The sequence below is a fragment of the Alteromonas sp. AMM-1 genome (assembly GCF_047290655.1).
Taxonomy (GTDB): Bacteria; Pseudomonadota; Gammaproteobacteria; order Enterobacterales; family Alteromonadaceae; genus Alteromonas; species Alteromonas mangrovi.
Genome location: NZ_JBLBUE010000021.1, coordinates 1 through 14,909, shown reverse-complemented (window position 1 = coordinate 14,909; position 14,909 = coordinate 1). Strand labels below are relative to the sequence as shown.

At 50.7% G+C, this 14,909-nt stretch carries 10 protein-coding genes; 5 read left to right on the top strand and 5 right to left on the bottom strand.

Going from position 1 to position 14,909, the window contains the following annotated elements; all coding sequences use genetic code 11:
- The first annotated feature begins 53 nt into the window (after window positions 1-53).
- The 5 genes from ACLR2L_RS06440 to ACLR2L_RS06420 all read left to right on the top strand — a co-directional run bounded on the left by ACLR2L_RS06440 (window position 54) and on the right by ACLR2L_RS06420 (window position 7,114).
- On the top strand, window positions 54-776 hold the full coding sequence (locus ACLR2L_RS06440; protein ID WP_413366686.1) for a SapC family protein: 723 nt from the start codon (window positions 54-56) through the stop codon (window positions 774-776).
- Window positions 769-1,791 carry a cupin-like domain-containing protein gene (locus tag ACLR2L_RS06435; RefSeq protein WP_413366684.1) on the top strand — a complete coding sequence of 341 codons (1,023 nt, stop codon included), beginning with the start codon at window positions 769-771 and terminating at the stop codon, window positions 1,789-1,791. The genes ACLR2L_RS06440 and ACLR2L_RS06435 overlap by 8 nt, the downstream gene beginning before the upstream one ends.
- A gap of 238 nt (window positions 1,792-2,029) precedes the next feature.
- Window positions 2,030-4,582 carry a carbohydrate-binding protein gene (locus ACLR2L_RS06430; protein ID WP_413366682.1) on the top strand — a complete coding sequence of 851 codons (2,553 nt, stop codon included), beginning with the start codon at window positions 2,030-2,032 and terminating at the stop codon, window positions 4,580-4,582.
- A 98-nt stretch (window positions 4,583-4,680) separates the two neighbouring features.
- Window positions 4,681-6,207, top strand: coding sequence for a glycoside hydrolase family 30 protein (locus tag ACLR2L_RS06425; protein WP_413366680.1), 1,527 nt, complete (start codon window positions 4,681-4,683; stop codon window positions 6,205-6,207).
- A 142-nt stretch (window positions 6,208-6,349) separates the two neighbouring features.
- Entirely contained in the window at window positions 6,350-7,114 is a 765-nt protein-coding gene (locus ACLR2L_RS06420) for a DUF6445 family protein (protein WP_413366678.1), read from the top strand.
- 26 nt (window positions 7,115-7,140) lie between these two features.
- Here the strand turns inward: ACLR2L_RS06420 and ACLR2L_RS06415 are convergent, their stop codons facing one another.
- The 5 genes from ACLR2L_RS06415 to ACLR2L_RS06395 all read right to left on the bottom strand — a co-directional run.
- Window positions 7,141-8,691, bottom strand: a complete 1,551-nt coding sequence (locus tag ACLR2L_RS06415) for a carboxylesterase family protein (RefSeq protein WP_413366676.1) — start codon at window positions 8,689-8,691, stop codon at window positions 7,141-7,143.
- A 117-nt stretch (window positions 8,692-8,808) separates the two neighbouring features.
- Entirely contained in the window at window positions 8,809-9,180 is a 372-nt protein-coding gene (locus tag ACLR2L_RS06410; protein WP_140957651.1) for a cupin domain-containing protein, read from the bottom strand.
- 129 nt (window positions 9,181-9,309) lie between these two features.
- On the bottom strand, window positions 9,310-12,456 hold the full coding sequence (locus tag ACLR2L_RS06405) for an efflux RND transporter permease subunit (protein ID WP_413366674.1): 3,147 nt from the start codon (window positions 12,454-12,456) through the stop codon (window positions 9,310-9,312).
- Window positions 12,457-12,476: 20 nt separating this feature from the next.
- A complete protein-coding gene (locus ACLR2L_RS06400; protein WP_413366672.1) occupies window positions 12,477-13,754 on the bottom strand; it encodes an efflux RND transporter periplasmic adaptor subunit in 1,278 nt (425 codons plus the stop codon).
- Between the two features lie 3 nt (window positions 13,755-13,757).
- A partial coding sequence (locus ACLR2L_RS06395) for a TolC family protein (RefSeq protein ID WP_413366670.1) occupies window positions 13,758-14,909 on the bottom strand: 1,152 nt, incomplete at its 5' end.

The window sequence follows — 14,909 nt, the reverse complement described above, 5'->3', positions numbered from 1 at the left end:
TATCTGCGGGTAAGTGTCGCGCCGTTTTTTGCGTTTTTATACAGGAGTAATTTATGACCAATGCTGTCGTCCTCAACAATGTGACACACAAAGATCTCCGCGTGATACGCCGACACTCGCCTGCGCTCAACCAAACGCTCAATATCACCCTGGCTCTGCCGTTTGAATTTCGAAGTTTGCAACACGAGTACCCATTAGTATTTATTCGTAATGACATCACACGCACCTATCAGGCAGTGGCGTTACTCGGTTTTGAGCAACAGGAAAACCTGTACCTGAGTGAGCACGGCTGGGATGCCAGTTACATCCCGCTGATGATTGAGCGGCAGCCCTTTTTAATTGGCATGCAACCCACTGCCGACACCAGTTCGGCGAATCCGCTACTGCTGATAGACATGGACAGCCCCAAAGTAAGTGAACACGAAGGTGAACGCTTATTTCTGCCGCATGGTGGCCACAGCGATTACCTCCAGCAGGTTACCGACATACTGGCGACTATTCGCGAACGGGAGAACGAAACCCAGACATTTTATAATTTACTGGCTCGCTACGAACTGCTCGAGCCTTTCTTCCTCGATATCACGCTGAGCAATCAGGCAAAGCACCGGCTAACGGGGTACTACACGATTAACGAAGAGCGGTTAAGCACACTGCCCGCAGAGGCCATAACCGAGTTACACCAGCAAGGCATATTGCCACTGATTTATTACGTGCTGGCCAGCCACAGTAACTTTCGTAGCCTGATCGACCGTAAGCAGGCTGTTATCCGTGTTTAATACACTTGATCTTCCCCGTTGCCAAACTCTGCAACTTAGCCCAGGCAAGGCGTTACCTGCGGCGCTATTGCAATCGACTGTACCAGTAAAACTGCCGGGTTATATTGCACACTGGCAAGCAGTAAAGCAGGGAATTGAAAGTACAGAATTACTGAGTAAGCAAATGCTCACTTACTACACAGGTGAACCATTAGGATTCTTCTATGGCAAGCCTGAGATACAAGGCCGATTTTTTTATAACGACACCCTAACCGGTTTTAATTTTGACAAAGTCGCCGCCACGTTGGATACCGTGTTGCATCGCCTGCAGCAAGAAGCCAATGTAGCAAAGCCCCATTCGCTGTTTATTGGCGGAACACACCTGCAACACTATCTGCCCGGCTTTGAACAACACAACCCGCCGGTGCCGGTACCCCACGCTCAACCGCGCAATGGTTTTTGGCTTGGCAACCAAACGCGGGTCGCGATTCATCAGGATCTGCCGCTAAACATTGCCTGTTGTGTTGCTGGCTCGCGTCGCTTTACGTTATTTCCCCCCAATCAAACCGCCAATTTGTACATAGGTCCGCTGGATATAACGCCATCGGGTCAACCCGTTAGCCTGGTTGACCTGCACAATGTTAACTATCAGCGATATCCAAAATTCAAAACGGCACTTGAACATGCCCTGGTAGCCGAACTGGAGCCGGGCGATGCCCTGTTTATTCCCAGCATGTGGTGGCATGAAGTGTCAGCACTGGCACCCTTTAACGTATTGGTGAATTACTGGTGGCGCACCACCCCCGACTACATCGACGCGCCGGTGAATGCGCTTTATCACGCTTTACTAGCGATAGCCCATTTGCCCGACAACGAAAAACAGATTTGGAAAGAGATGTTCAACCACTATGTTTTTGAATCAACGCCAGACCACTTCGCCCATATACCCGAGCACGCCAGAGGTCCGCTGGGGGAAATGAATGACGTAATGGCACGGCGACTTCGCAGCGTTTTACTGCAAAGTTTAAACAGATAATACAAATTATTTCAGAATGGCTAACGGGCTCGGCTGTTGGTCTTCTCGCTTTTGCCATTTTGCGCTTAATTCCTTGTAGCCCAGTAAAAACAGACGTTCTGTCCCTAATCCGAACGTTCTAATTAGCCATTTTGCTTGCAGTCGGAATCATCCTGAAAGAAATTTTGGTTAACTGATTGTTGCAAACTTGTTGAATCAAGCACGCCGACAAACCAACGGAGCAACTCGGAGATAACCGGTGAAAACAACCAATAAACAGAATAAGTTTACGCTAACCAAACTGGCACAGCTTTTTGCTTTAGGGGGCCTGGCCCTGAACATGACAGCCTGTAGTTTGGACCAAGCCAGCGATGCAAATAAACACAATGGCGAAACTGTGTACGACTTCGCACCACCCAAGCCAGCCGCTGGCACTGAGCAATACAGCATGCTTAGCCACGATCGCGAGCGCTGGATGAATGAACAAGGTGAAGTAGTATCATTACGCGGCGTTAACCTGGGCAACTGGCTAATGCTGGAAATGTGGATGATCGACAACGGTGGCAACCCGGTTGGCGAGGGCATAGAAGATCAGTGCACGTTTGAAGGCAAGCTGGAAGAGCGCTTTGGCGCGGATGAGCGTGCCCGCTTAATGGATGTGTACCGCGACAACTTCATTACCACTCGTGATTGGGACATTATGCATGAAGCGGGCTTCAATTTGATTCGTCTACCATTTCCTTACCAGTTAATCGAAGACGCCAACAATCCAATGACACTGCGCGACGATGCCTGGCAATACCTCGACTATGCTATTGCCGAAGCCAAATCACGTAATATGTGGGTGGTGCTGGATTTACACGGAGCCGCCGGTGCGCAAGGTTGGGAACACCACAGTGGCTGTGCAGGTAAAAACGAATACTGGGACGGCGACAACGCCGCCGACAATCAGGCCAGAACTGCGTGGCTATGGCAACAAATTGCAACGCGCTATAAAGATGAGCCAGCAATTGCAGGGTACGGCGTTCTTAACGAACCCTGGGGCACCGACGCAGACACCCTGGCAGAGAACGTCACCGAGCTTTACCACGCCATTCGCGAAGTGGATACAAACCACATCGTGATCCTGCCGGGTCACAACAGCGGTATCGATGCTTACGGCGACCCCAAAGAGGCCGGAATGACCAATGTTGCATTTGAAATGCACTTCTACCCAGGCATTTTTGGCTGGGGTGAAATTGGATACGACGTCCACCGCAACTGGCTGACATGCGGCCAGAATGGCACTACGGGTGTGTGCGAATGGGATGAGAAAATCCGCGAACTGGACACCCCATTCCTGATCGGCGAGATGCAGCCCTGGACCGGGTTAGGAGAACTGGGAGGCGCAATTACCCGTGCCACTTTCGACCGTTACAATGAGTTAAGCTGGGCAGCAACTGCCTGGTCTTACAAAGTAATGACCATCAACGGCGGTCAGGGCAATGGCACCTGGGGTTATGTAACCAACAAAGGCGAGCGCTTGTTAGCAAAAGCCAGCACCTGGAGCTGTGCAGGCTGGAACACCACGCTGGCCGAGGCCTGTGAAACACCGTCGAAAATCGTTACCCCCACTGACACCGACCAAACCTTTTACCTGATTGTGAAGTCAGGCTCATTGGGCGGCAATCAGGATATCCGCATAGACGATCTGGAGTTAATTGCCCAGTCCAGCGGCGAAAACGTACTGCAAAACAGCGCGTTCGATACCGCCAGCGACTGGATTGAATGGAGTGCCACCAACGCATCACCAGCTGATGACAATCTGAACTCGGAAGTGGGGTATACGGTTGATGGTAACGGTATCCTGCGGATCACTGCCAACGGCGGCTTTGCCAACGGTGGGGTATATCAGGCTGTTCAACTCACTGGTGGTGAATCTTATTTGCTATCGGGGTCCTTTGTGGATGCCGGTTCGTCAGATACCTGGGCAGAAATCTATCTGCTGCCTGCTGCCCCGGCAAACGGCGGTGATATCAGCGCAGCGGCTATGCCTCGAATTGATCTTAACAACGATTCACTGGAAGACATTGAAGCCTACTTTGCCGGTTTGTCTGCAATTGAATACGAGGTCAATGAACCAGTAAAAGCAGCTCTGACAGCCACTGCGCCAGCGGATATTTTTAATTTCCCCAACGCGCCCCAGGGCCTGACACTGGAAAAAACGGCCGAAGGCATGAGCCTGGTATGGACAGGCGTAAGCGATGCAACCTACAACGTTTACCGCACCACGTCTTCTGGCAGCAACTATCAGTTGATTGCCGAAGGGCTGGAAACAGAAATGTATCTGGACACCACAACCGCGGAAGGGGTGACTTACTATTACATTGTTACCGCCGACAACGGCGAAGAGAGTTATGCTTCTAACGAAGTTGCCACTGAAATCTTCTACGCCAGTATTCCGGGTTTAATAGAAGCTGAGCACTTCAGTGGACAATCTGGCTTCCAGGTTGAAGATACTCAGGACGAAGGCGGTGGCCAGAACCTCGGGTATACCGATGCAGGTGATACGCTAACCTACAACGTAGAAGTAGAAGAAGCCGGTGAATATACAGTATCACTGCGCGTGGCCAGCTCTGGCGGCTCCGACGGCATTGCCTTTAGCATGAACGGTACGCGCGTTGGCAGTATTTCGGTACCCAATACCGGTGACTGGCAAAACTGGACGACGATTTCAACAACCGTGACCCTAGCAGCCGGAGAACAAGAGCTGCAACTCACCGCACTGGGCGGCGCATGGAACCTCAACTGGATGCAGTTTGAGAAAAACTAAGCGCACACACTAGTGTAACCCTGGCAGCAGATTTATTTCGCTTTTGGTAAATCTGCTGCTTTTTTATTTGTTTTTAAATACTTCTTATTGAGTCAGTTATGATGTTTCGAATTTCTTGCTTGCTGCTTTGCTTACTGCCGGGTCTTTCCGCCTGTGCAACCAGTGTTGCTTCGTCGAAGACCCCAACACCACAGGCCTGGGCCTCAACCGAGCTTCATCCCAACGACCAACGCTGGTATTCCTCACCATGGCCAGAAAGTGACATCAGTCATACGCTAAGTCCGATTAAGGTAACTGAAGTATCTGTATTCAACACACCGGTATTCACCTTACAACCCGAGGTTACTTTTCAGACTATCGTTGGGATAGGGGCATCACTGGAACACTCAAGCGTTTACGCCATTCGCAAGAACAAATCAGAAGCCCAGCAACGGACCTTGCTTAGCGCCCTGATTGATCCGGTAAAAGGTATTGGCATGAATCTATTTCGAATTAGCATAGGCACGTCTGATTTTTCAGACGGTACCAGAGCGAAGACACCCACCAGCCACCCCAACGGATGGTACAGCTTGCAGGATAGCCCAGACAGCCCGTTCAGTATTCAGCGAAACAAAGAGCTGGGCATTATCGATACCTTAAAGATGGCGTTGGAAGTGGGCGCTGCCAGCAATAACCCGGTGCGGTTTGTGGCCAGCCCCTGGAGCCCACCGGCCTGGATGCGCGAGCACAACGCAATGGTACAAGGCGGCACCCTGCTGCCAGAATACTACACTGCTTATGCCCAATACCTGCGCAATTTCATAGAAGCCTACGCCAACGAAGGCATACCGGTGTTTGCCATTACGCTTCAGAACGAGCGGCAGTTTGAACCACCTGCTTACCCCGGCATGGTATTAAACTGGCAGCAGGAGCGCGACCTACTGATTGCAGTTTATGAAAACTTCCACAATATCAGCGGCGAGCACGGTAAGGATCTTCCGGTAAAAATATGGACACTGGATCACAACTTCGACTACTGGCAACAAGCTATCGAGCAGCTCGAATCCTTTACCGAAATAGGTAAAGCCCACTACGTGGACGGCACGGCATTCCACCATTATGGCGGCGATTCGTCAGCTATGGCTGCGGTGCACGCAGCCTACCCAAACAAAGACGTTATTTTTTCTGAAGGCACAGTGTGGGGAGCAGGCAACGACAACCCGAATCGCGGCTATCAGGCGATCATTCGTCATTTACGTCACTGGTCTACTGCGTATTTGTCGTGGGTAACCATGCTGCCGCAGCAGGTTGATGAAGCTAATCAGGGGCCGTATAACAAACTGGGTGTAGTGGGACCCACGATGATCATTCAGGAAAAAGGTAGCAGCGCGAACTGGTACAAAACCCCCGAATACTGGCTGATGGGGCAGTTTTCCCGTTTCATTCGCGAAGGCGCAACACGCATTGAAATCAAACCTGAGACGGTAAACCGAATCGAAGCCGTGGCATTTACCAACCCCGATGGCAGCGCAGTAAGTGTATTGAGTAACCCGCACGACCAGGAACAGGTGATCACCGTTGGCGCAAACAAAACCTACTGGCAGCTCACACTACCCGCCAACAGTGTAGTGACAGTGAAGTGGTAATAAAGTCGAGAAGCGACTTGTTGGACACCCACTAAAAAAGTGGGTGTCCACACATCCCAATTTCTGGGCGCTATTTCTGGACACACACCTTTCTCATAAAGACTAAATCATTTATTTTCAGTTGGTTAACAGAAAGCACATTATGGACACCCACTTTTATTCATCCTCCCAAACTCACGCTCACCCTGCCATTGGGCCTAACCCCAACGCGCGGCGTCATATATTGCAAATTGGTGCAGAGAAAACCCGGGTGATCCTGATTGACGATGCAATGCAATCCATAGATGCGGTAAAGCAACTAGCCTGCGAACAAACCTACTCTACTGAAACACACACCTATTACCCCGGCGTGCGTGCCCCCTGTCCACACCTGTTGCGCGAAGCCATCATTGCAGCCAGTGCCGAAATCATTCGACAGGCGTATTACTTACCTCCACAGCAAACATTTAGCGATCAGGGTTCCTGGCTGAGCATTGCTAATACTCCACCTGAGATCTTAGACCCTTTACAGCAATTTCCGCATTTTGATTCTCATTCACAACGGGACTTTGCTGTAATGCTGTATACCAATGAACAGGATTTTCAGGGAACTGGCTTTTATCGACATCGACCTACGGGATTCGAGAATATCACCGCTGCGCGCTGGCCAACTTTCAAAGCATCGCGCGATGCAGCAAACGCCATCCATGGCGGCTCCGAATCATTAAGTGAAACAAGATCTACCGGTTACTTTTCGGATTCCACCAACGAATTTGAGCGTTTGGGCAAAATAGATTACCGAGCTAATCGGCTGGTTGTGTACCCAGGCACATTACTGCACAGTGGGCTGATTGATCCAGCCCGTGACTTATCGGCTAATCCTGCCACTGGCCGACTCACCGTTAACGTGTTTATACGCGCCGATTAATCTATATTGGTTATAGAACAAACGAACTAACGGAGCAGTGGACTCAGCCTTGCTTTATAGGCTTTATCAAGCAGTTGAAGCTTATCGCCGCGAATGTGGGGTACTTGCGTGGCGCCGCTGGCCGTAAATACCATCCAATTTTCGCCATTGGTGTCTACCGCCTTCCATTCAGGCAAATCTGCTGCGTTGGGATTGCCGTACTTGATGAACTGCAACCAGTAGCGCTGCATGTGCTGTACCCCGGGCAATGAGGAAGGATAAAACAAGGCGTTCACCTCTGCGCCATGATGTGCGCCAGGTTCGCCGTTGCGGGTAACGTCAAAGAAATAACGATAACCCTGACTGACTTTGTTAAGCATCGCCTCAGTTGTTACCGAGCCCGCTAGTACATAGCGCATATCACCAAACAGATGTTGGTAAGGTAGCAATTGGTAACCATTGCCATCGGGAAGTGCCGGAAGCTGATAAACGCCTTTAATTCCCGGCGCTTCATCGCCAGCCAGTTCAATTAATCGCGCAGCCGGCACACCAGACCAGGGGTAAACACTGCCGTCATAACTATTACCACCGCTCATATAAGGCACATCGTGCTGACGCCCTTGCATAAACACGACACCCGGCTCATCTGGCAGAATTACCCCATCGGCCACTGGCAAGTGAAACCCTTCAATGGCCTCTACCCATTGGCTGGCTGATACGTTTGTTAAGTCTTCAGCTGTCACGGATGATGCTGCTTTGCTGATCACTTTAGACACCAGCACTTGCGCATATTCATGCGCATTCAGGCTCTGTGGTAACGGTTGTAACTTATTGGTTCTGGGTAAGGGCCAGGCACCGTACCCGCTTTGTGAGATAGCCCGGTGAAATAACGACTCGCTTTGCGGTGCAACCATCAGCATTTGTATCGCCATGCCACCAGCAGACCCACCAGCAATGGTGACATTATTCGGGTCCCCGCCAAATAGGCTGATATGGCTTTTCACCCATTTAAGCGCGGCCACCATGTCTAATACGCTGAAGTTCGCTCCCTGACTTGCATCAAGTGCGGGATGCGCAAAAATACCGAGTACGCCTAAGCGGTAATTAAAGGACACCACCACTACGTCATGCGACAGCCAGTGAGACACGGCCCGCATATCGAGATTACCGGAGCCGCCTACGTAGCCACCACCATGGATCCACACCAGAACAGGCTTGGGCTCAATGGCTGCACTTGAATCGGCTATTGCAGACGTAAAGACATTGATAAACAAACAATCTTCACTGGTGATTTGATCGGTGCGCTGCGGGCATTGCGCGCCATAGCGGGAAGCATCAATATCGCCGGCATACGTAAACGGTTGAGGCGGCTTCCATCGGTTTTGGCCTGCTGGGGAAGCGGCGTAGGGTATTCCTTTGAAAGTCAGTACCGAGCCCGACGCTTCACCACGCAGTACAGACGCATCAAGACGTACCTCAACCGCTCTGGAATTGGCATTAGCGCTGCTTACCAACGCCAATGTCGTCGATAATGCGGCGGCAAATATAGCGGTTAATATAGCGACAATACGCGTTACTTTTGCAATCAATTGCTTCACTTTCTGTTCATCCTACAAAATACTTATGGCACACCATATCAGTGATTGGTAAGAAAGTGCAGCGCCAGCCTCATTTCGAACGTTCGAATTAGTAACAGAACCCGAAAACCGCTGGTATTACTGTGGGTTATCTAACCCATAGACACACACATACACCTTTTTATAGGTCTCTATGGTACGCCACTGCCCTTTATAGCCCGGCTCCATATAAAACGTATCGCCCGCGTGATACAGCTTGGGTTCACAGCCGTCTTCAGTTAGTTCAATCACACCTTCAATGAGATAGCAGAACTCAAACACACCGTCTTTGATTGAGCGGTTGGTGCCCGGTTCACCACCCATTACCCCAACTTTAATTTTGTCGTTGGCAATGCAATCTGGCGCCCATTTTTGTAGCAGTGGATTACCCGCTAACAAGATAGCTGGGTTAATGTAGCCTTCTTCAGGCGCGGCAGCGGGATGCTGGATAACAGTAGTAAGACGAGACATGACGGCTCCTAATCAGTAAACAGATTTAGCAAGCCAGTATAGTAAGAATACCCGGCAAATTAGGCTGATTCGCCTTGTTTGCCGGGCAGATCCTGTTGAGTCACAGCTAATGTTTAGTGGAATTCACTGTTAGCGTGTATTGCATACAAATCGCGCATACAAAACCGGTAAAACAACCAGCGTTAGCAGTGTGCAGGTTACCAAACCTCCAACTATCACTGCAGCAAGTGGTTTCTGGATTTCCGCGCCTAAGCCATTCGACATCAGCATGGGCAGTAAACCCAGTGCCGATGTGAGTGCCGTCATCAGCACCGGCCTCAACCGTGAGCGAGCACCGTCTTTAATCGCATCAATGGCATTCTGCTCACCGGCACCAGCACCGGTATGTTGGTTCGCCAAGCGCTGATTAATACTTTCAACCATCACCACACCGTTGAGCACCGCTACACCAAACAGGGTAATGAAGCCTACAGAACTGGGTACCGACAAATAGTGACCACTTAAATAAAGTGAAAATATTCCACCCACCGCAGCAAGGGGCACATTCACCATGATCAGCATCACCAGTTTCAGTTCGCTAAACGCCAGGTAAAGTAACACAGCGATGAGCGCCAGTGACACAGGCACCACCAGCATCAGTCGCTGCATCGCACGCTGTTGATTTTCGAATTGCCCACCAATTTGCACGGTATATCCGGCGGGCAGTTGGACAGAGGTATCAATAGCTTTGCGAATATCGTTCACCACGCTCCCCATATCGCGGCCATCCACGTTTGCCTGGATCACGACGCGCCTTTGCACATCATCACGGCGAATTTGCGGCGGCCCGGATTCAATAGCAATCGTGGCAACATCCTGCAGACGTACCCAAGCGCCCTGAGCAGAGCGAAGACGTAACTCGGCTAACGCTGCGATGTCGTCGCGATACTGGGAATTGATACGCACCAGAATGTCGTAGCGTTCGTTGCCCTGAATGATTTGGCCTGCACCTTGTCCGCCGAGACCTTGTTGCACCAAATTCATCACATTGGCGACATCCAGACCATAACGGCTTAATTGATTGCGGTCGGGTCGTATCACCAACTGGGCTTCCCCACTGATTTGTTCCATGGCGACGTCACGGGTACCGCTGATTGTAGCCACTGCAGACGTGATCTGCTGACCATACTCAGCCAAGGCATCCAGATCCGGGCCGAATAGTTTTATTGCCAGCTCAGCCTTCACGCCAGACAGCAGCTCATCTACCCGGGTAGCAATAGGTTGGGAGAAGTTAAATAACAGACCTGGATGCACTTCCAGCGCCTTTTCCATTTCAGTTTGTAAGGCAAGACGATTCGACGCTGTGGTCCATTGATCTACCGGCGTTAAGCCAAGATAGATTTCGATGTTGTTCACAGGCTCCGGGTCGCCGCCAATTTCAGCCCGGCCTATTTTACTCACCGCATAGGTGACTTCCGGGAACTTAAGCAGGATAGCTTCCAGCTTAGGCGCAACGTCTAGAGCGGTTGTTAAGCTTGCCGATGGAGCCAGTGTCACCCTTAAGTTAATAGTGCCCTCTTCAAGCTCTGGTGCAAATTCAGTACCCAACTGCGGAAAGACCATGGCGCTGCCAGCCAATAGCACCGCAATCAAAAACAGCAGGTATTTCGGGCGATTCAAACACACATTAAGCACACTTTGATATTTAAACTCTAAATAGAGTAATGTGCGATTTTTACGTACTTTGGGCGCGCGCAGTCCAAGCACCAATACCGACAGCACTGGCACAAAAATAAGCGCCACAACCACCGCGCACACTAACGCCAGCATAATGGCAACCGCCATGGGCTGGAAGAGCTTGGCCTCTACCCCTTCAAAACTGAATAACGGCGTGAACACCACCAGAATAATCAGGGTCGCGAAAAACACCGGCTTTGCCACTTCCTGGGCGGCCTGCACAACCAGTTGCGCAATTGTAGAGCGTTCAGGTTCCCGCTGTTGCAGTTTTTGATAGATGTTCTCTACCACCACAACTGAGCCATCTACCAGCATGCCTATCGCTACTGCTATGCCCCCTAAAGACATAAGGTTGGCTGAGATGCCCAGCATACTGAGTACAGACAGCGCTAACCCAATCGACACCGGAATCGACAGCAATACCAATAAGGTGGCACGAACGCTCATCAAAAACAGCGCAAGCACAATAACAATAAACACGAAGGCCAGTAGCAGCGCTTGCACCACAGTATTGACCGCTTGCTTTATTAGCGCCGCCTGATCGTAGTAAGGTTCAAAATGAACCCCCTTCGGCAAGGCTTGTTGAATCAATCCAATTCGCGCGTTGATACCTTCAATGGTAGCGTTTGTGTTGGCACCCATGCGTTTAAGTACCACGCCAGATACCACTTCGCCCCGCGATGCAATGCTGCCACCTTCATTGCGTATTGACATCGTAACCGCGCCCTGACGAATTTCAGCGCCCAATTCAACGGCAGCGACATCGCCAACGGTCACAACACCACTGCCTTCAGTAGAAAGCGGTATTTGCTTAATCTGCGTGAGCGCTTCTGTACCGGACGCCAGCCAGCCTGCACCGCGGATCACCAGTTGTTCGGGTCCACGGTCGAGATACCAGCCACCCGCATTGTTATTATTGCGGGCCAGCGCATCCATCACGTCCTGTTGAGTCAGGTTATACGAAAGCAATCGATTCGGGTACAGATTGACCTGATACTGCTTTACTTGTCCTCCGAACGACAGCACATCGGTGATCCCGTCTACTGGCATCAATAACAACTTGATCAGGTAGTCATTCAGGCTGCGCAGTGCCATAGCGTCGTAACCTGAATCCGGATCGGCAATTAGCAAATACTGATACACCTGCCCAAGGCCAGAGGTATTGGGGCCAATTTCGGGCATACCGATACCGTCGGGGATCATCTCAGATGCCACTTGCAGGCGCTCGAATACCAATTGCCGGGCGAAATAAATATCGGTGCCTTCCTTGAACACCACGGTGATACCGGATAAACCAGTTTTGGAAATCGAGCGCACCTCTTCAACATCAGGCAGAGCGTACATGACCGCCTCAATGGGATAGGTGATCAGTTGCTCCACTTCTTCAGCGGCCAGCCCCGGCGCTTCGGTGTTGATTGCCACCTGAATGTTGGTCACATCAGGAAACGCATCGAGGTTGAGTTTCGGGATCATCAGTGCGGCAAAAACGCCAAGCCCCACCAACACGCAGAGCACCATAAATCGCAGCCGAACGGCGACTTCAATCAGGTTTGAAAACATCGTTATCTCCTGACCAACAATTAATGGTTATGCGGATCAAATCCGCCTTTGGCAATTTCTGATGCCACAAAAAACGCACCGCGACTTACATAGCGTACATTTGCTTCAACACCGCTTATTTGTTGCCATTTGCCATAGCGTTTACCCAGCTGTACCACCTTTGGCACCAGTTCGCCGTCTTCGTCTACAACGAATAACTGCCAATCGCCATCGGCATCGCGCATCAGTGCGCTTTCCTGCACGGCCAGTACGTTTGACGCCTGTGGGCCGCTGAAATACACGTCGGCAAACATGCCGGAATGAAATTTGTGCGCCTGGTTATTCAGATTTAAACGAACGGTGCGCGTACGGCTTACCGGATCAATCGTGTGGGACTCCTGCGTAATCGTTGCGGTTGCGGCAATATCACCTACCACCACACTGGCGGTATGCCCTGCTGCCAGATGCAAATCGTTGTACGCAGGCAGCCTGGCTTCTACCCAGAGTTGTGATTCGTCAGAAACCAGCATAAGTGCCTGTCCAGGTGCGATTTGCTGACCCTGATTAAAATCGTCAGTCATTACCACACCCGCAGACTGAGCCACCAGCGTATACTCACCAAGCGGATAATCTGGTGTTTCAGCGATTTCATCGATTGTTTTCAGAGACAATCCAAACGCCTGAAGACGCCGTGACGCCGCCTGATAATCATTGCGCGCAGCCACATAACGCTTTTCGCCAACGGCGGATTGACCTAATTTGCGAATACGCTGCCATTCTACGGCGGCGGTTTGTAGCTCGCTTTGTGCCGTGATCATGTCTTCGCTAAACAGCGACACCAAAGGCTGGTCTTTTGTAACCGGCTCACCAAGTGCGGCGTGACGTTTCACAACCACCGAGCTAACACGCGGCGATACAATGTAGCTTTGATAGCCGTTTGCTTTAATTTCACCTGGTGCGTACACAGCCTCGCTTAGGCTGAGTGGCTCCAGCGTGTCCAGGTGAATATCGGCCATAGCGACTTGCTCACCGGATAGACTTACACCGCCATGTTCTTCATGTTCTTCATGTTCTTCATGTTCTTCATGTTCTTCATGTTCTTCATGTTCTTCATGTTCTTCATGTTCTTCATGTTCTTCATGTTCTTCATGTTCTTCAGCAGCCTGCTCAGTATTGAATGGAGTGTCATGCTTTCCATGTGCATCATGGTTATGTGTTTGTTCGTGCGCCGGCTCTGTACTTACAGTTTCTGTAGCCTGTACTTGCCATGCCAACAATACGCTCAACAATATGCATTTTTTGTTATGTAGAAACGTCATGGATTACTCCTCGTCGGCCAGGGCACTGATATGTGCCACCAACCCTGCGCTCTGATGTAAATAGTTGATGTAGGCCAACTGATACTGATAAGTAAGGGTTAGCGCTGCTTGCTGGCCACTCAATAATTCATTCAACTGCGCATGAAATTCTGTGAATGGCAGATCTCCGGCAGAAAACCGATCTACAAGCACCTGTGCTTGAACCGTAAAATCGCTCGAATCAATCTGCTCCCAAATGCGATACCGTTCGCCAAGTAGTTGTAATTGCTGGTAGGTTGATGAAATCGCCTCGCGTACAGCAATGACCTCGGCCTGCAATTGCTGCTCACTGGCCAAAGCGCGCTGTTTGGCAACCTCAGTGACATCAATGAAGTCGTTGCGAATATTCAGCGGCACCGACATCGATAATGAAAGCAACGGCTCCCCCGCCTGACGCCCCACGCCAAAACCAACCGTAGGCACAGGCTTATTGCTGGTTCGCTGGACATCCACCTCATTGGTGGCTATCAGCCAGCTCAGATGTGCATAGCGCAGTGACGGTAACTGTTGAATTTGCCCAGGCGAAAGCAAGGAAAGTGTGGGTGTCCAGACTTTGTCGCTGATGGGTGTGTCTAACCCCATTCGGCCCAGCACCGTCACTACGTCTTGCTTTGCCTGTTGCCAGGTAGTCAACCATTCACTCTCGGCCACCATGGCTTCTGCAATGGCAGCCTTGGTAAACGCAAGGGTAATCTCCGGCACCTCACCTGTTTCAACTTTCTTCCCGATAATATCAAGCAATTCAATGGATTGATTCACACGCTTTGTTGCAATTTCATATTGTCGCTCAGCGTAGCTAAAAGATATTTGAGCTTTAAGAGATTCAGAGAGCAAATCTGACCTTGCGATTTCCAGTGCCAACTGACTTTGCTCAGCTAAAAAGTTACCCGCCTGAATTTGCGAAGACTGCACATCGTGCCAGTCCAGCTGACTTGATAACCCAATCTGATAGTTGATTTCGCTACCTTCGCGTTCCAGACTGGTATCCAATGAAGGGTTATAAAGCGGCTTAGTGAAAGCCGCGGCCTGATACCCGCTCGCTCTGGCGTCGTGTTTCAGTGCCAGAATGGAAGGGTGGGTGTCTACAGTTTGCAGCAGCCAGCCGGCCCAGTTTTT